This window comes from Pedobacter sp. KBW06, from assembly GCF_003852525.1.
Lineage (GTDB): Bacteria > Bacteroidota > Bacteroidia > Sphingobacteriales > Sphingobacteriaceae > Pedobacter.
The window spans coordinates 233,242-249,736 of sequence record NZ_QAJL01000005.1 but is presented as its reverse complement, the minus strand read 5'-3'; the positions used below and the strand labels follow the sequence as shown (position 1 = coordinate 249,736).

17 protein-coding genes are annotated in these 16,495 nt (G+C 37.7%); 7 read left to right on the top strand and 10 right to left on the bottom strand.

From position 1 onward, the window contains the following. Window positions 1-13: 13 nt before the first annotated feature. The 3 genes from DBR43_RS27300 to DBR43_RS27290 all read right to left on the bottom strand — a co-directional run bounded on the left by DBR43_RS27300 (window position 14) and on the right by DBR43_RS27290 (window position 1,463). Complete coding sequence (locus tag DBR43_RS27300; RefSeq protein ID WP_158622609.1) at window positions 14-523, bottom strand: peroxiredoxin family protein; 510 nt, start codon at window positions 521-523, stop codon at window positions 14-16. A 1-nt stretch (window position 524) separates the two neighbouring features. Then, window positions 525-1,139 (bottom strand): hypothetical protein, encoded by a 615-nt coding sequence (locus tag DBR43_RS27295; RefSeq protein WP_124586506.1) that lies wholly within the window; start codon window positions 1,137-1,139, stop codon window positions 525-527. Window positions 1,140-1,265: 126 nt separating this feature from the next. Beyond that, entirely contained in the window at window positions 1,266-1,463 is a 198-nt protein-coding gene (locus DBR43_RS27290) for a hypothetical protein (RefSeq protein ID WP_124586505.1), read from the bottom strand. 168 nt (window positions 1,464-1,631) lie between these two features. On the opposite strand from DBR43_RS27290, the gene DBR43_RS27285 reads away from it, so the two are divergent. Then, window positions 1,632-1,916 carry a helix-turn-helix domain-containing protein gene (locus DBR43_RS27285; protein WP_124586504.1) on the top strand — a complete coding sequence of 95 codons (285 nt, stop codon included), beginning with the start codon at window positions 1,632-1,634 and terminating at the stop codon, window positions 1,914-1,916. A gap of 3 nt (window positions 1,917-1,919) precedes the next feature. Here the strand turns inward: DBR43_RS27285 and DBR43_RS27280 are convergent, their stop codons facing one another. Together DBR43_RS27280 and DBR43_RS27275 are read right to left on the bottom strand one after the other, a co-directional pair. Continuing rightward, complete coding sequence (locus DBR43_RS27280) at window positions 1,920-2,654, bottom strand: LytR/AlgR family response regulator transcription factor (RefSeq protein ID WP_124586503.1); 735 nt, start codon at window positions 2,652-2,654, stop codon at window positions 1,920-1,922. Window positions 2,655-2,659: 5 nt separating this feature from the next. After that, on the bottom strand, window positions 2,660-4,738 hold the full coding sequence (locus DBR43_RS27275; RefSeq protein ID WP_233603238.1) for a sensor histidine kinase: 2,079 nt from the start codon (window positions 4,736-4,738) through the stop codon (window positions 2,660-2,662). A gap of 116 nt (window positions 4,739-4,854) precedes the next feature. Here DBR43_RS27275 and DBR43_RS27270 point away from each other — a divergent pair, with 116 nt between their 5' ends. The 5 genes from DBR43_RS27270 (at window position 4,855) to DBR43_RS27250 (ending at window position 9,072) form a co-directional block, all read left to right on the top strand. Next, window positions 4,855-5,343: a hypothetical protein gene (locus DBR43_RS27270; protein ID WP_124586502.1), complete on the top strand. Its 489-nt coding sequence runs from the start codon at window positions 4,855-4,857 to the stop codon at window positions 5,341-5,343. A gap of 200 nt (window positions 5,344-5,543) precedes the next feature. Beyond that, the gene (locus DBR43_RS27265) at window positions 5,544-7,229 is read left to right on the top strand and encodes a tetratricopeptide repeat protein (protein ID WP_124586501.1); all 1,686 of its coding nucleotides are present in this window, start codon (window positions 5,544-5,546) and stop codon (window positions 7,227-7,229) included. A 161-nt stretch (window positions 7,230-7,390) separates the two neighbouring features. Further along, window positions 7,391-7,816, top strand: a complete 426-nt coding sequence (locus DBR43_RS27260; RefSeq protein WP_124586500.1) for a MarR family winged helix-turn-helix transcriptional regulator — start codon at window positions 7,391-7,393, stop codon at window positions 7,814-7,816. 6 nt (window positions 7,817-7,822) lie between these two features. Further along, a complete protein-coding gene (locus DBR43_RS27255; protein WP_124586499.1) occupies window positions 7,823-8,170 on the top strand; it encodes a GIY-YIG nuclease family protein in 348 nt (115 codons plus the stop codon). 11 nt (window positions 8,171-8,181) lie between these two features. After that, window positions 8,182-9,072 (top strand): alpha/beta fold hydrolase, encoded by an 891-nt coding sequence (locus DBR43_RS27250; protein ID WP_124586498.1) that lies wholly within the window; start codon window positions 8,182-8,184, stop codon window positions 9,070-9,072. Window positions 9,073-9,128: 56 nt separating this feature from the next. On the opposite strand, the gene DBR43_RS27245 is transcribed toward DBR43_RS27250, so the two are convergent. The 5 genes from DBR43_RS27245 to DBR43_RS27225 form a co-directional block, all read right to left on the bottom strand. After that, window positions 9,129-10,370: a hypothetical protein gene (locus DBR43_RS27245; RefSeq protein ID WP_124586497.1), complete on the bottom strand. Its 1,242-nt coding sequence runs from the start codon at window positions 10,368-10,370 to the stop codon at window positions 9,129-9,131. A gap of 92 nt (window positions 10,371-10,462) precedes the next feature. Further along, window positions 10,463-12,685: an FG-GAP repeat domain-containing protein gene (locus tag DBR43_RS27240; protein WP_124586496.1), complete on the bottom strand. Its 2,223-nt coding sequence runs from the start codon at window positions 12,683-12,685 to the stop codon at window positions 10,463-10,465. Window positions 12,686-12,749: 64 nt separating this feature from the next. Then, window positions 12,750-13,490 (bottom strand): hypothetical protein, encoded by a 741-nt coding sequence (locus DBR43_RS27235; RefSeq protein WP_124586495.1) that lies wholly within the window; start codon window positions 13,488-13,490, stop codon window positions 12,750-12,752. Between the two features lie 214 nt (window positions 13,491-13,704). After that, a complete protein-coding gene (locus tag DBR43_RS27230; RefSeq protein ID WP_124586494.1) occupies window positions 13,705-14,358 on the bottom strand; it encodes a YceI family protein in 654 nt (217 codons plus the stop codon). A gap of 62 nt (window positions 14,359-14,420) precedes the next feature. Then, entirely contained in the window at window positions 14,421-15,296 is an 876-nt protein-coding gene (locus DBR43_RS27225) for a two-component regulator propeller domain-containing protein (RefSeq protein WP_233603236.1), read from the bottom strand. Window positions 15,297-15,589: 293 nt separating this feature from the next. Here DBR43_RS27225 and DBR43_RS27220 point away from each other — a divergent pair, with 293 nt between their 5' ends. Then, window positions 15,590-16,480, top strand: a complete 891-nt coding sequence (locus tag DBR43_RS27220) for a winged helix-turn-helix domain-containing protein (protein WP_124586493.1) — start codon at window positions 15,590-15,592, stop codon at window positions 16,478-16,480. The last annotated feature ends 15 nt before the right edge of the window (window positions 16,481-16,495 follow it).

Below are 16,495 nucleotides of genomic sequence, written 5' to 3'. Positions count from 1 at the left end.
AAGAAATAAGTTTTTACAGATGTTTTGTAATGGCTTCTATTTTAGTTTCGCCATGGTATTCTTTTACTAAATCGTGTTTTGAATTGTAAATAAAAACAGCGGGCACATTTGTCTTACCAAACCACTGCTTAAACTCGTGCTTAGGGTCTTGCAAAAAAGTAATATTGGGATAGATGAGGTTGTATTCTTTTTTAAACTGCTTAATCTCTTGTATGGAATTGAAGCTTACCATTACAATTTGAGTCCTTTTAAATAGCACTATATTTTTGTTTATCTCTTTTGCCCCGTACTGGCAATGTTCACAATCTGCATTAAAATAGAAAATGCAAATAGGTTTGTCTTTTGGTATAAAATTATTGGTTGTAGCAATACTATCTAAATTGTAAAAAGTAAAATTGGGTAAGGTTTGTTTAGTTGCAATAATATTGGTTAAATATTGCTGTTTCTTTACAATTTTTGTGAGCATAAATACACTTGTGCCTAACAAGAGGAATATTGCAAAATACAGGATGTTCTTTTTCATTTTAAGCATTACTAATCTGAATAAATGTTGCAAATATTAACCATAGCAGTAACGGAAGCCCATAAGATAAAATTACCAAGCCAAATGATTGTAACATTGAGCGGTTCAGCATTTCTTTTAGAAGATAAGCCAAGATCATCATGTATAAAATTTCCCACAAATTCGCTGTTGTAGCAGCATAAAAAAGATATGAAGGAACGTTTTTAAGGAGATTATAAATGGAAAAAGATTGGAAATCAATAATCTCAGTAATTGTAAGTTGTTCTTTGTGGCTAAAAACCCAAACCAAATCAAATATACTTTGTAAAATAAATATAAATTCAGCAGATATTACAACATATAGTATTCGGGTAAAATGTATTTTTACATTGATTAATTTTAATAATGCACTTAGCAATAGACTTACAACTAAAATAGTTTTGGTTAATTGAAAAGCTAAGAACAATGCACTCTTAAAGTTAAAAACAGACACAGCCAACTTCTCTTTATCATTGCTATGTTTAATTCCATAAAGCCAGCTATTACCAATGAAATTAATTAAGAGGGCAGTTATCAGAAGCAAAAGAAAAATCAATAATGCCTTTGTAGAATAATTCAAGCTTCTATTTTCTTTCATTGCAATACCTCAATTCCAAATTGTACATTAACCTTATAACAATTTAACCCCGCAAAAAACATTGATAGGTAAATAAATGTTTTTATAATAATTTTAAAGCCATGGTTAAAACCATGACTTTTTACTTTAGCTTACCCCTTCGTAACAAAATCTTCCATCTTCTTCACTACTTACTTTAATTCCAAGCACCCAGTACTCTTTATAACCAACAACAGCCCATCCAGATGCGCAATTAGGGTCCATTTCCCATGAAGAACTATATCCAGTACCCCAAAATTTGCCACCCTCAATCACTTCCATTTGTTCTAAATTTAATGTTTTCATCTTGTTTTAAATTAGGTTAAAATTTCTGTTAATTACATACTTAGTTTCTCGAGAACTTTGCATAGTCTAATTTAGATTAGCTATTATCCTGTTACAACAACTACAGGTTATAATTTCATTTTTGTAATTGTTGTTTAAATCCATTATTTTTAGAGTAACAAAATTGTTATGAAAAGAATTGGAGAGACCATCCGAGATATTCGAGAATCTAAAAAAATATCACAATATGCTGTAGCCTACTCTATGGGTATATCACAAGCAGCTTATTCTAAAATTGAACGGGGAAAAACAGAGGCTAAGGCCAGCCACCTGTATTTAATTGCAGATATACTCAACGTTTCTATTTACGAGCTTTTACCTCCTTCATCGACGAACAATGGAATTGACGGTCGTGATTACCTGTTAAAATCCCTTGGCTTTTTGGTGTTTGGCGAGTTATTTCTACTATGTTGATCTTTAATCTTTCATGAGTTTGAAAAACGCTTCTTTATTTGATCTTGAAATGGGTATAGAAACCTGATCTGACATTTGTACCATCCCTTCCCTAGAGTAGCTGATGATATAGTGGGTGTTAATAAGATGAGATTGGTGTACTCTGAAAAAATGTGGTGGCAAAAGAATTTCTTCGTATTGCTTCAAGGTTTTGGAGACTATAATTCTCTTTTCATTCGTTAAAAAAAAAGTGGTGTAAGAACCCGAGGTTTCGCAGCGAATAATGTCGTCGATTTTGACAACGTGCATAGCTTCCTGTGTGGGCAGTACAATTCGTTTGGGCATTTTCCCAGGGTTCAAAGCAAGTTGGCTGGGCTGGGTCTCTAATATAAATTGTTGCTGCCGTTCGGCAATGCGTTCAATTGAATCTTTCAACTCTTCAGCGTCTATGGGTTTAAGCAGGTAATCAATGGCATTAAACTTAAAGGCGCGTATGGCATGCTCTTCGTAGGCTGTGGTAAATATCAGATGAAATTTTTTATGTGCAATTTGATGTAGAATATCAAATCCGGTACCTCTTCTCAACATAATATCCATAAAAACCAAGTCAGGTTTTAACCTGTCAATAATTTTGATCGCTTCGTCAGCATTTTCGGCATAACCCACAATCTGTATTTTATCGGAGGCTACAATTTCTAATAAAATAGAGAGCGCTTCTCTCAGGTGGTATTCGTCTTCTACAATAATCGTTTTGTACATAATTTTCAAATAATGGGGATACGTAGTTTAATCAGGCAACCGGAAGTCTCGGTTTTTGGGTTGCGGTTAATCACTTCCATGCCGATGTGCGGATTATGCTCAAGCATAAGTGCCAGCCGTTCGTCCGTTATTTTGGTCGATAGCGAATGGTGTTTGGTGTCTGTTTTTCGATTTTTTGATTCTTCGAGACCAATTCCATTGTCAAGGATACTGCACTCCAAAATGTTAAGATCCCGATCCCAACGCAGGTATATATCCAGTAGTCCGCGTCGCGTATCTGAAAATGGTTTCAGGCCGTGTTCGATTGCATTTTCTACAAAAGGTTGAATGAGGAGCGGTGGTATACGGAGGCCAGCGTCGAGATCATCCTTATAGTCGATTTGATAGTCAAAGCTGTTATTCAATCGCAGTTGCTGTAATTCGATATAGTTTTTTAATGTACTTATCTCTTCTTCTAAGGTAATATGCTCCATACGGGATTGTTCAAGTACCTGCCGGGTTAGTTTGGCAAATTTGCCCAAATAGGATACTGCGATTATACGATCATTTTGAAGAATCATACTTTGTATACTGCCTAACAGGTTGAAAATAAAATGAGGATCCATCTGCGACTGGAGTAGTCTCCTTTCGAGTGCAATTTTTTCGGCAAGGGTTTCTAATGTTTCCCGCTCCATTAACTCTACCTTCAGCTCGCTGTTGGCTTGTTGTTGCTGCAGTACCTCTTCCCTATTTTGGTAATACCGCTGCCTGTAGTAGTAAGACCGGTATATGAAAATGAGGCCGATAAGTAACACGGCTGATATTCCATAACTTAGGAGTTTATTTTTTTTCTGAAGTTTGTTTTCCTTTTCTAGCTGACTGATCCGGGAAAGCTTTTTCTCGGATTCAAACATGGCATCCGTATTTTGCAATATTTGCTGCATGTTTTCATCGTACTTTAACTTATTGTATTTGCTATAATGTTTGTCGTATTCATAGTAAGATTCGTAATCCCGCCTCCGGGCAGCGAGGTCTTTCAGGCAACCGTAAAAAGTAGCAAAAAGATCGTTGTCTTTGTATGGGAGCGTGTGCTGATAAGCGATACCTTCTTTGAACAGGCTTTCTGCAATGCGATACTGTCCTTTTTGGACAAAAAACTGACCCCGCAAACCCAACGAACTTCTGTATATGTTGCGCAAACTATACTTTTGGCCAATACTGGTGGCTTTTTGCAGGTTAACCAGGAAAGCCTGTTCGTTAATGGGTTTTGGGCCATTCATATAAAGCACGGCCAGGTTGATGTGTGCAATGCCGATGTTGCTCTTGCTTATAATGCGGTCTCCGGCGTTTTCGGCTAAGGCAATACTTTGCTTAAAAAACTCAAGAACGTGTTGCCAGGTAATCTGTTTTCCTGACGACAGATCGTCGGACAGGTAGCTGCCCACTGCCAGCCTTGCGTGTAGGATGCTTTCGGGATCTGCTGATTTTTCGGCATAGCTAAGGGCTTCGTCAGCATATTTTTTGGCCTGGGCACCAGACGAAAACAGGTACGATATATCTGAGCCTAATTTGGCGCAATGTTCGTATTCGTGTAGTTGTTCAAACAATCTGTATGCTTTTAGCATATAGTTTAATGCTCCGGATCGGTCGTCGATATAAGATCGCAGCAAACCCATTGCCCAATTGGCATAGGCAGTAGCCCTGTTGTTTTGCGTTTGGTTTGCAATGTCGTATGATCTTTCGGCATAACGGGTAAATTCTTTAAGGTGTAATAAACGTCGGTAAGTCATGGCCAGGTAGGCATAACAAATGGCCTCGTCTGGTTTGTTGCGTTCTTTTTGCGCAAGTTGAAGTGCTTCGCGTTGTGTTTGCAGGCTGGCAAGCGTATCGGTAAATCGCTTGGCATAGCCTTGTTTGGCTTTTTTTTCTATAGCTGTACTTTGCTGCGCCCATACCTGGCTAATGGGTAGCATAAACAATAGCAATAACCGAAACAAGTGGGTATGATTAGATCCTTCCATCAGGTTAAATAAAAGGCGCAATTTAGTGAAAGGAGGCGAGAAGTTGGAAGAGGGTGTTGTAAGATGCCCGTTAATTTTAGCCATTCACTTCTGCTTTTAGCACTGAATTTACCAAATACAAAGCCAGGTACCCCAAATGCAAATTGAATTAAAATATCGATAAACAAATCTTTAAGATTACTCAATAAAAAAATACATCTATGATTACTTTTGTGAAATTCAAAACCCTGATTTGCGCCATTATGTTAACAGGCGCAACCTTTATGTCTGCCAGCGCACAGCAAGCCGATAACCAACGGATGGAAATGCAATTCGTTGTAAGCAATGGTACAACACGCGTTGTTTCAAAATTGATTAACTTTTCTCTATCCTACAATAAGCCGATAGCCGCTGTTTCTACAGATGAAACTGCGAAGTCTGCTAGTGTAGACGATTACAAATCCTGTTATGTTGTCATCAGTTTTGAACGCTTAGACATCCCCCTGTTAAAAGCGTTTACAGAAACCAAAGCAAAACTTGATGCTGAAGTTATTACAACGGATACTTATCACAAGCTGCCTACCCGTAAAATTGAACTCAAAGGGATAGTGATGGACGGGATGAACGACCAGCTTACGGGCGATTACAGTACGGCTTTCATGAATTTGAGCTGCAAAGAACTGGTTGTTGATGGTGTAAAACTTAGATGAGATATTTCATCAACATTCAAAACAATGAAACAAAGCGAACTTATAGCCCTATTGGGCTTGCCATCTACAGATTTGAAAATGATTGAAAGCAGTTTCTACTGCGCTAACGGCCAAATTGGAGGTGTATAACAAATTAAAAATAGAATAACCTATCCTGAGAATTTGGGTTTACGAATTTATCGAAACCTTAAAACAACTACATGATGAGAGAACAAATAGAATTACAGGCAAAGGAAGCATTGTTGCAGGGTAATTATGCTTTAGCTGCCAAAAACTGGATCCAGGGCAACTGTATGCCTACAGATGAGGACGAATTGAAGGAGATTTTTGAACAGGTTAATAAGCTGAACGAGGCATCGCCAAGTCCTGATCTGTGTGCAATATTAGGACTTATTGCCTTAGACAATAACGATGTTTTTAATGCCAACCGCGAAGAAGCACTGATACAATGTGTACAATGGAGCCTGCTGGGGATCAAAATAGACCCTGATCATTACAACTGCAACCGGCATGCAGGATCTGCACTTTATTGGTTGGATGATTGGGAAGCTGCAACAAAATATTACGAAAAGGCTGCACAACTTGCTCCTTCTCCTGTTTTGCAGATACGCCTGTTTAACATACTCAACAAAGGGGCTAATGAACCCGATTTTTCTGCCCTAAAAATACAGCCAGAGAGCGATACTGCCATGGAAGCCTATAATGCCGGTGTAGAGATCAACCGCCTTTTGGAATGGCACGCAAGCATGCCGGCTGTACAAAGTGAAAGATTGACTGCCCTGAAACGAGCGTGCTATTCGCATGCCTACAAGCTTTACCGGGGCGCAGTTGTAGAGAAAAACGGTGATTTGCTCAATTACGACCCACATACATTTTCGATGTGCTGTAACAACTTTGCCAAAGAGGCAATAATGCAGGGCCAGTACGAAAGCGCTATTGCCATTACCACAGAGGGTATGGACTACAGTAGTTTCTTGTATATTCTGCAGAACAGGTTTGGCGCTCATGTTGAGGCCGGGCATATAGAAGATATCATTGAAGACGGTACACGGCTGATTGATGAGTATGCTGAGGAAATGGATTTATTGACCTATTTCAATATAGTAGATCATATCTGTAACGCTTGCATGGAGTTAAAAAGCTATGAAGAAGCACTTGAATGGATAAACCTGGGACTCGAGGTATATTACACCCTGGATCCTTCAGATCCCTTTACTCAGGAGCAGGAAGTGATACGTTGTTTTACCAATTTCTTTATCTATAAAGCTAAAGCCGAAAATGCTTTAGGCATAAAGCATCCGCATGAATCAACTTCTGAGAACACCGATCAGCTTTTGGAAAAAATGCCCGATAACCCAAGCATACTCATCAGCAGAGCCAATACATTTATAGAAGCTGGTAATTTCGAAAAAGCAGAGGAATGTTACCAGTATGCCATTCATTTCGCTTCAGAAAAAGGAATGGACAGGTCTGTTCAGGTAGCCTTTTATAACCTGGGTTATATGCAGATTGTACATATTCAGAATACCGGGCATGCATTAGAAAGCCTCGAACAGAGTATAGCTGCCGGAAATCAGGATTTTTGGTGTTATTACTGGGTATTGCACTGTGCTTATCACCTAAGTGAAAACGACCGTACCATACACTATGCGAAACTGGCCTTACAGGCTTTAGTTAATCAGGAGGGTATAACAGGAGATGTAATTGGCGAGATATACGAACATATGGGGACCGCTCAATTGGATATGGAACAGTATGATGATGCTATAGAAAATCTGGAGCATGCATTGCGATACCATGAAATGAAAACGGCCAGAGAGAATCTCATAACTGCACAGGCAAATAAAAAATCTTCAACAGGTTTCCTTAGAAAATTGTTTGGATAATATGGAGATGTGAGAATGTCTCACATCTCCTGCTCAAAACGATCTGTATAAGTAAACAGACTCACTTATCATTCTCAGATGTAAACAAAATCACAAAATATATTGGGTATCAAAATAAAAAAACTATGTTTGTAATAACTTGACAACTCAAATACTTTTCAATGATTAGTGAAAACTTAAATTCAGCTTTAGCTATTATAAAAACTCAAGCAATTCTTTCAAAAAAATTTGATAAACTGAATATTCATGGTCTGGGCCTGAGCGATTTCATCATACTTTATCTTTTGAAAAATAGCCCTAACAACCAATGTCGGAGAATTGATCTGGCGGATAGAATGGGTATTACTGCATCTGGAATTACAAGGTTACTTGCTCCGATGGAGAAAATAGGTTTGGTCGATCGTCAATCCAATACCAGGGATGCACGGGTAAGCTATGCGGTATTAACTAACGTTGGTGAACAGATTTTTGAAGAAGCTAAAATAACCGCCGAAGAAGTTGCCGAAGAAATCTTTTCATCGTTGAAAAAGAAAAATCAAGGCATACTGCTGGATGTTTTAAACGATTTGATTGCAAAGTTTAATTAAAATACAATGGATAAACAGGTAAAAAAGAAATATAGAGAAGACTTTGAAAACAAAAAAGTAGTGATGGGGATTCTTGCTATAAGAAATAGTCAAAATGGAAAAGTATTTTTAAAACCTACCCTTAATGCAGAGGCCTGGATTAATAAAACCAAGTTTATGTTGAAACACGGGCAATTTGAAAATACTGAACTCCAATATGACTGGAACACCTTTGGGGAAGATTTGTTCAGCTTCGAGATGCTTGAAGTACTAAGAGAAAATGAAAATCCATTTTTTGACCATCAAAAAGAATTGAGTAAAATGAAACAGGCTGTGTCTGAAAGCTTGTTGAAAAGAAAGATTGAACATTATTAAAACCCTAAAAAATGCCGATTGCCGAGCTAAATAAAATTGACCTCTTCTATGATGTTATGGGGGGAGAAAATTCTGAAACTGTATTGTTGATTTCAGGATTAGGAAGTCAAATGACGAGTTGGAGCCATTCATTTTGTCAGGAATTCGTAGATAAAGGATTTAGAGTAATTCGTTTTGACAATAGAGATTCAGGTTTATCTAGTTTTATTGAATATGACATAAAGAATGTGACTGAACTGGTAGGCCTTCTGCAACTGGGAAAATATCCAAAAAACTCTTACAGATTGGTAGATATGGCTAATGATGTTATTTCTCTATTGGACGAATTGAAAGTCGAAAAAGTGCATGTAGTGGGTCGTTCTTTAGGTGGAGTAATTGCACAAATCATCGCTTCAGATTTTTCAGAAAGGATAAAAAGCTTAACGATTATTATGTCAACTTCTTTAAATCCAACTTTACCCCAGCCCAAAGCCGAAGTAATGGAGTTAATGCTTCGTCCAATGCCTGATTTTAAAGAAAAATTGGATTTATATTTAGGTCAGCGGCTGGAATTTGTTAAGGCCATAGCGGGAAGCCGTTTTCCAATTAACATAGAGGAAGAAAAAGAAAATATTTTAAAAGACTTGCAAAGGGCACCGTCAGCCAATATTTTAGGCCAAATTTGTGCAATGACATTAACATCTTACGATTTAAATCAATTGCAAAAAATCAAAACACCTACATTAGTAGTCCATGGATCAGAAGATTCTATATTTCCCCCGGCCTGTGGCAAAGACATCGCCAATTCAATCTCGAATGCACATTTTATGGAAATCGAAGGAATGGGACATTCTCTGCCTAATGAACTGAATACTGTAGTAATAGATGCATTTATGAAGAATAATGTACCCTATAAAATTTAAAAATCAATATCTGATCGAAGCAGAAAATATCTGTTTATAATCTTTTTTTGGCCGTATTATTTGATATTCTTTAGCCACTGCTCAGCCAGCATTTCCACATAATCTACAAATGTCTCTACATCATTAATGGTATGATAGGTATATTCAGGCTGCCCTGGCAGAAATGTTACGTTATCAAAGCTGTGGTCATGGGAAAACAAATAAACTTTTCCATTCTTCCCGTCATACATCATCTGTGCACCGTTAGCCTCTTTCGCAAAAACCATAAAATTCGAGCTATCAATTTGATCGAAACCTGTTTCTTCACACCTCATTTCATAATAACCCTCATAATCCCGGAGCCCAAGAGAACATTCCGATCCAAGAAACATCCACTCCTGGTTATCGCTCAATGCTGAAGCAGATAAGCCAAAGTTTTCCTTGATTCCTCCAATGCATCGTACCAGTACCTCATGTTCAGCACTCAACTCACCGGAATAGCTTTCCGGATCCTCTACGCTATTGAGCCAACCACAGATCCTGTCGCTTTTTCCTTCCCAGTCGAAAAGCAGGTAATTAACACCATTAATTTCAAGACACCTGGCTCTTGCCTTTTGAATTAGAGTGGTCAATACTGGAAATATCGATTTAAATTCTTCGCTCAACCTCGGACTTTCTTCGTTAAACAGCATCTTTAAACCCGGCTTAAAAAGCCAGGGAATCTCCTCTTTAAAGATGTCCAGATTCCTGTTCTCCATTTCCAGATTCCGTTTTAAACTACCATCGATATTGATAAATCTAAACTCATATTCCTCTAATACCTTTCCGCCCATGGTCACAAAGTTAGACCATATCCCACGCCAGTCTTCCGTATCCTGAGGCCTATCTGTATCCCATCTGATTAAACCAAAAAGCCCACCTTCAAAATCCTGTAACACTACACCATATTCTCCGTTTAAACAAACGATACTGCCCGGCAGAAAATCCTGATTGCGCTTCCAGCGATCGACTCTTTTGTAAATGGATTTCCCCAGCTCAAGTCCTCTCCTTCCCATCAACCTGTCCCAATTTCCATCCGGACTGAACCACAACCAGACCTTAGAAAAATCAGGGTAGTTCGCCCATTCAAGTTCTTCCAGTTCCTCGATAAAGCAATCCTTAAAAGCGATAAACTCAATGTGAGTATCATCAGTTTGCCCGAGGGCAGCACTTACCATATTCAGATCATCGAAAAGTGCGCTCAGTTCCAGCTCCTTCCAATCATCCACTTTGGATAGAACAGGCTTAAATTTTTTCTTACTGAAGAGCCAATTAAACATCTAGCGTTAATATAATAGATAATAAGCAAATAAAAGATCAATATATTCTATTTAGGCAGCTAAAATTATACCTTCCGGTATTCATATTCTTATCATTTAATGCGTAAATTTTTCCATACAGTAATACCACCTGCAGGCCATTGGCTGCCAGATGTTACAATATCAAGATCACCATCATTATCAATATCCTGCAGTTCAATATTAGTTAAATCTGAAACGGGGAATAAAGTTTTTGGTGTAAAATTCCCTGACTTATCGTTGAGCAAACAGACGATTGAATATTTATAGCTAAAAGCTATGTCTTTATTATATCCTTCCGCTAAGGTATATTTATTTGCCAAACAGATCAGATCATCGTATCCATCTCCATTGATATCTCCAACTCTTAGCATATTAATTCCAAAATCATTTTGGAGCGCTTTATCTTGCCATTGTTCCTTATTATTATATTCCAACCATTTGAGCTTACCACTTGAAAGCACCAGGTAGTCTGGCGAATCATTGTTATCCAGTTTTGCCTTATAAAGGCCATTAATAAACCGATCCTGAAATGGACTAGGTCGTTTCTCCCATTTTTCATTTCCAATATAGTTGAACCAGTTTCCTGATCCGTGATCGATGAGGTCGTCGATCTTGTTTCCATTCACATCACATACATCGAGAACAGGAAATGAATCTGTGGTTTCTGTAACCATAGTTCGGGTCTTGCTAAAAATACCCTTTCCGGTATTTTTATAAATATAAAAACCACGGGTTTTGTCGTTCCAGTAATTTACAACCACATCTTTATTCCCATCGTTGTCATAATCTAAAACTTCAAAACTAATCAGCCTTTCTTTTTCATTGTGAATAACGCTAAAAGGCTTAAATTTCGGACCTCCTTCATTTTTATACCATCCCAGTTTTCCATTGTCCCGATCATCGGAACGTATCAGCAAATCATCTTTTCCATCATTGTCAATATCGGCACATTTCAGGTTTTCAATTTTAAATGGACTTTTTAACAATTCTACCGGTTTAGAATACTTTCCCTTGTTATCTATTAAAATATAGAACAACTCATTGTTGTAATACCCCACAAGATCTTTAGTCCCATTTTTATCCAAATCAGTCAAAACAAAGCCGGAACAATTAGATTTTATAAACCAGGTGTTCTTTTCTTTTATCTGATTGTTCTTTTGCTGTAAGGCTATGGTGTATCGTGGCCTGATTTGTTCTTTATCGTCTTCATAAAAGAGAACATCCTTTATCTTGTCGCCGTCGAAATCTTCGAAAACAAATGATTGAGATTCTTTGATATTTGGCAATAAGCTTTTCTGACTTTTGACAAAGACGTTTTTCCCTTTATTTTCAGCCCACTTGATGAAGGTGTATTGGTTTTGCTGAGTAAAATATGCCAGGTCAAGGTCTCCGTCTGAGTCAAAATCTCCAAGTTGAAAATCCTCCAGGTCAAGCGGACTAATTAAGGTATGGGTTTTCCCAAAACCACCTTTACTATTTCTTTCTATCCAAAATATACCATCATTTGAATAACCATCTGAATACACCAGGTCCTGATCCCCATCTTTATCCATATCTATTAACTTCATATTAGTTATTCCGGCACTTGATAGAAGAATAGTCTCGATAATTACATATTTATTGCCTTTGAAAGAATAAACATTCAGGGGAACCTTCCCTCCTTTTCTATTTGAATAATCAGGCACCAGCAGTTCTTGAATGCCATCTTTATTCGTATCAATTCCCAGTACATCACTTAAACGGGGAAAAGATCCATTGAAGGCATTAAAATAAGTGAATTGCTGATTACTAGAGCCGGTGTAAGCAATTGGAACCCCTCTCAGGCCAGAAATAATAATGTCACAAATACCGTCTGCATTGGCGTCATATAAATACAATTTTGCGTACTCGGACGGAAGATAAGTTACTTTATTTTTTTGCTCTTTCTTATTAAAACCCTTGGTGTCATTAATAAAGACTGCTATATCTCCATTTTTATATAATACTACAATATCTTTATCTTTATCACCGTCAATATCTTCAATACTATAGCTTTCGTATTCTTTTTTACTATCTCCTATGACAATCATTTTTTCTTTTCTGCCATGACCGTCATTAAAATACAGATATGGAAAAGATAAAATATCCAGGTCACCATCACGATCGGCATCAAAAGTTTCAACAGGGGCATATCCAAAACCAGGGCCGTTAATAGCTTCACCACGGTCAAAAGTTTGGGCAGAACACAGGTTATTATAACCTAATGAAAAAAGAAAAATGAATAAATGGTATAAAGTGATATTGGGTAACTTCATGTTATTAAGATTGCGTTAATTAAGTTTGTTGTGTTTTTTTGAATTGCAAGAATAAGATAAATTTTTAGTTAAACTGCAATGCCCTTACGTCGAATTTTATCATACCATCAATAATATGTTTCCGGTTTTTACCTCCTAATTCTCCTCTTGCGATATCTTCTTCAATTACATCATCCTGTGGGGAGTAATAAACAAACTCAAGAACGGAAATTTTATCAATCACGATGGAATAGAAGGATAAAGTCTTGTTTATATCGGCCGTAAACGCTGATTCTTCGATCAGTTTTTTTAGCCTTTCGTTACTTTTATAATCAATTTTTTCCCCAAACTGATCAAGATATTTTCTGGTAATACTCAGCGATAATTTCTTAAATGACCGCATAGACATCTTAATTTCTTTTAGTCTGTTTATCTTATAATCTTTCGAAATGAAATTCAAAATAGATCTCAATTCTTTATGCTGCTCTTCATAAGACAATTCTCTGTACGCCTTTTTTATACTTTTATGTTCAGAAACTGCACTCGTATCTGTTAATGAAAAGGAAGTTGCTGTTTTCCTATCTGGTGAATATTCGAAACGCATTGAAAGGTATTTACTAATCTTGTTTTCAGAGAGGATACAGGAAAAACCTGAAGTGTCATTTTGGTTAATCAGAAAATATTCTCTTTCCGTATAATTTTCAGACGATAACTCCTTTGGTATATTGTGCACTGCAACCAGAGCATCATTCTGGCCTCTTTTTGTAGATGCCGAAATACAACCTAATAACTGTGACCATATTAGTAAAACAAAAAATGTTTTCATTTTTGACGGCAGCATTTAAAAACGGTTTAAATTATGATTAGCTTCCATTTTGTATCGTTTTTTAAACGCCAGCAGCATAGATTCTTATCGTAAAAAAGGAGAATAAAAGCGTGATATTATTGAAAATCAGTGCAGCAAAAATAAGTGATTAATTCACATAACAAAATTATCATTACGTTAATGATTCAATAAATTAAGTACAGGGATACACTCCTTATTTCTTTGCTACGATCTTCATATTGAATTCAATGGAATCCGACATGGTTTGATCAGCCAAAAGATCATAGAACTTTCCTGATTTATAACGTACATCCCATTTTGTCCGGTCGATGACCAGCCTGCCATTCGCCTGGACAACTCCGTTCTTAACTTCTACCTTGGCCGGAAAAGTAACCGGATGTGTGACTCCTTTAATGGTTAAATTTCCTGTAATTTTTTTATACGCTGCATTTGTTGATTCGGCCCTGATAATTGCGATCATAGAAATGGGAAATCTCTTAACATCAAAAAAATCAGGATCTTTTAAATGCTTAATCAGTCCGTTATTACGCCCATGGGTTTCATCTTCAATTGTATTCATGTCGACTTCAGCTGTACCACCTACAAGCTCACCGTTTTCTATCATCAGTTCTCCTTTTGATATATAGACGTAGCCTGTATGAAAGTTAGGTCCGATTTGCATAGCACCTTTCCACGTTACAACACTTCCCTTCGTATCAATGGTATATTTATCACCGGTAACGTCTCCCGGGGATACAAGGCTTGCCGATACATTATTTTTGTTTTCCTCTTTTACAGGTCCGCGACAGCCGAAGAACAGAGAAGTAATGATTAAAATTAAGCAGGTGATTGATAGTTTGTTGTTCATAATACAGAAATAAATATTGATTAATAATAATTGACAAATGATTTTAAAATCAGCGATACACGCTATTGCTTACCCTCTTTACTTTTTAAGTCTGTGATGGTCTTTCCATCGTAACGATACACACCGAAAAAGGATCCATACCAAATACTGCCGTCATTAGCTTCTAAGATCCCACAGAGCATTCCTTTTCCTCCTTTATATTTTGACTTTATTTCGGTTATGCTGGGGGTTTTATTGTATAGGGACTTTTGATCATAGCGGCTAAGTGCCCAATCCCCGTTGGGTATTATTTCACCGGTAGTCCAGATGTTTCCTTTTTTATCTTCGATTATTGCAGAGGCACCTCTCTGCGCTATCGTAGTAAATGTACGGCCGTCATAGCGCCAGAGGCCATTATTGCCACCAAGCCAGATATTGCCTTTTTTATCTTCGGTGATACCCCAAACGTTTTCAAAAGTCTTTCCTTTATGGGCTAATGCGGTAAATGTTTTTCCATCATAAACGAAGGCCTCTCCCCTTGTGCCAATCCATAATTTCCCGGTTTTGTCTTCAATGATTTTAGTGATGTCATTATTCAAATGTCCTTCTTTCGTTGTGAAATTTCGAAAAGATGTCCCATCATAGCGACTTACCCCAGTTCCGGTACCGAACCAAATAAAGCCGGCTCTATCTTCATAAATAGACATCACACGATTATTAGCCAGTCCCTCCCTGGTTGTAAAATGTTTAAAGGATTTCCCATTGTAATGATAAACACCTGAATCAGTAGAAGCGAACCAAAGGTTTCCGCGCCGGTCTTCCAGAACATCCCAGAATCTTCGTGAACCTATTTTACCTGTGAGATTGGTAAAAGATTTTCCATCGTATCGAAAAACACCACTAAATGATGCAGCAATCAAAATGGTGCCATTTCTGCCTTTTTTTATATTACGAACCATTGTGTTAGGCACCTGGGAAGTGATTGAATTCCCGGTTTCGGACTTGATATTATTCTTAGGTACATTTGTTTGGTTTTGTCCACAAGAGCTGCAAAAAACAGAGATTAGGAACAACGCATATAGGTGTGTGTATTTCATCATTTATTTAATATTGATAATAGCTGCAGGGATCAGGATATCTTATTTTTCATACGATATCAATTTGATTCAGCGAAATTACTTTGATATCTTTCAGCGCGGGGAATCTGGATTGTAAATTAAAATGTAAACTTTGTAAATTAAACGTCAACGTTATGCGCAACAGCCAAAAACTCCTCTTCGGGAAATGGAATTACCTTAACGTACTCCTACTGCTATCATTTTCCTTTGTGATTTGCGCAGCCTTCAGCATGGTGGACAATGACGATTTTGATCTGGCAAGGAAAGAAGTGTTGCTCCGTAAGATCGGCCACGAACTCCTTTTACAGTCGGGCGACAGCACATCAAGGGTGCTTCCGGTACAGAAAATTGCAGAGAATGAATACCTGATCAGGTTTGAGCAGAACTTTACTTTTCAAACCGACTCCCTGGTAAATACGACTCAGCGTTTGTTAGCTAAAGACCCGCTGGCAAGTGATTATGTGGTGAACGTACTGAACTGTGGCGATGCCAGTGTGGCTTATGGATATGCGATATCAAAAAATAAGAAAGATGATGTTGTTGCCTGTATAGGAAGAACGCAACCCAGCGCATGTTATATGATCAACATTAAATTCAAACCGACAGGAATAAACACAGCAAAGAATGGATATCTTCTGGGCAGCCTGCCATTTCTGGCATTTGTCGGTTTTATTTTTTTCAGATCGGTTAAGCCGCGAAGAAGTTTGCCAGACGCTCAGCATACCGGTATGTTCAGTTTGGGCTCAGTGTTGTTCGACACGAACAAGCGGACGCTAAGCATAAATGGAGAGAGAATAGACCTGACCGGAACGGAAACCCGTGTATTGCACATTTTCGCGTCCTCTCCCAATGAGACTATAGAGCGAAGCCGATTGCAAAAAGAAATATGGGAAGATGAAGGCGTGATTGTGGGGCGTAGTCTGGATATGTTCATCTCAAAACTTAGAAAGAAACTGGAATTTGATCCAAATATCAAAATCGTTGTGATCCGCGGAAAGGGATATAAGCTTGAAATTAGTGCTTAAGGAGTATTTTTGCAT

Coding starts and splice junctions, on each gene's coding strand:
- DBR43_RS27300 (WP_158622609.1), bottom strand. CDS start 523: ATGAAAAAGAACATCCTGTATTTTGCAATATTCCTCTTGTTAGGCACA.
- DBR43_RS27295 (WP_124586506.1), bottom strand. CDS start 1,139: ATGAAAGAAAATAGAAGCTTGAATTATTCTACAAAGGCATTATTGATT.
- DBR43_RS27290 (WP_124586505.1), bottom strand. CDS start 1,463: ATGAAAACATTAAATTTAGAACAAATGGAAGTGATTGAGGGTGGCAAA.
- DBR43_RS27285 (WP_124586504.1), top strand. CDS start 1,632: ATGAAAAGAATTGGAGAGACCATCCGAGATATTCGAGAATCTAAAAAA.
- DBR43_RS27280 (WP_124586503.1), bottom strand. CDS start 2,654: ATGTACAAAACGATTATTGTAGAAGACGAATACCACCTGAGAGAAGCG.
- DBR43_RS27275 (WP_233603238.1), bottom strand. CDS start 4,738: ATGGCTAAAATTAACGGGCATCTTACAACACCCTCTTCCAACTTCTCG.
- DBR43_RS27270 (WP_124586502.1), top strand. CDS start 4,855: ATGATTACTTTTGTGAAATTCAAAACCCTGATTTGCGCCATTATGTTA.
- DBR43_RS27265 (WP_124586501.1), top strand. CDS start 5,544: ATGATGAGAGAACAAATAGAATTACAGGCAAAGGAAGCATTGTTGCAG.
- DBR43_RS27260 (WP_124586500.1), top strand. CDS start 7,391: ATGATTAGTGAAAACTTAAATTCAGCTTTAGCTATTATAAAAACTCAA.
- DBR43_RS27255 (WP_124586499.1), top strand. CDS start 7,823: ATGGATAAACAGGTAAAAAAGAAATATAGAGAAGACTTTGAAAACAAA.
- DBR43_RS27250 (WP_124586498.1), top strand. CDS start 8,182: ATGCCGATTGCCGAGCTAAATAAAATTGACCTCTTCTATGATGTTATG.
- DBR43_RS27245 (WP_124586497.1), bottom strand. CDS start 10,370: ATGTTTAATTGGCTCTTCAGTAAGAAAAAATTTAAGCCTGTTCTATCC.
- DBR43_RS27240 (WP_124586496.1), bottom strand. CDS start 12,685: ATGAAGTTACCCAATATCACTTTATACCATTTATTCATTTTTCTTTTT.
- DBR43_RS27235 (WP_124586495.1), bottom strand. CDS start 13,490: ATGAAAACATTTTTTGTTTTACTAATATGGTCACAGTTATTAGGTTGT.
- DBR43_RS27230 (WP_124586494.1), bottom strand. CDS start 14,358: ATGAACAACAAACTATCAATCACCTGCTTAATTTTAATCATTACTTCT.
- DBR43_RS27225 (WP_233603236.1), bottom strand. CDS start 15,296: ATGGTTCGTAATATAAAAAAAGGCAGAAATGGCACCATTTTGATTGCT.
- DBR43_RS27220 (WP_124586493.1), top strand. CDS start 15,590: ATGCGCAACAGCCAAAAACTCCTCTTCGGGAAATGGAATTACCTTAAC.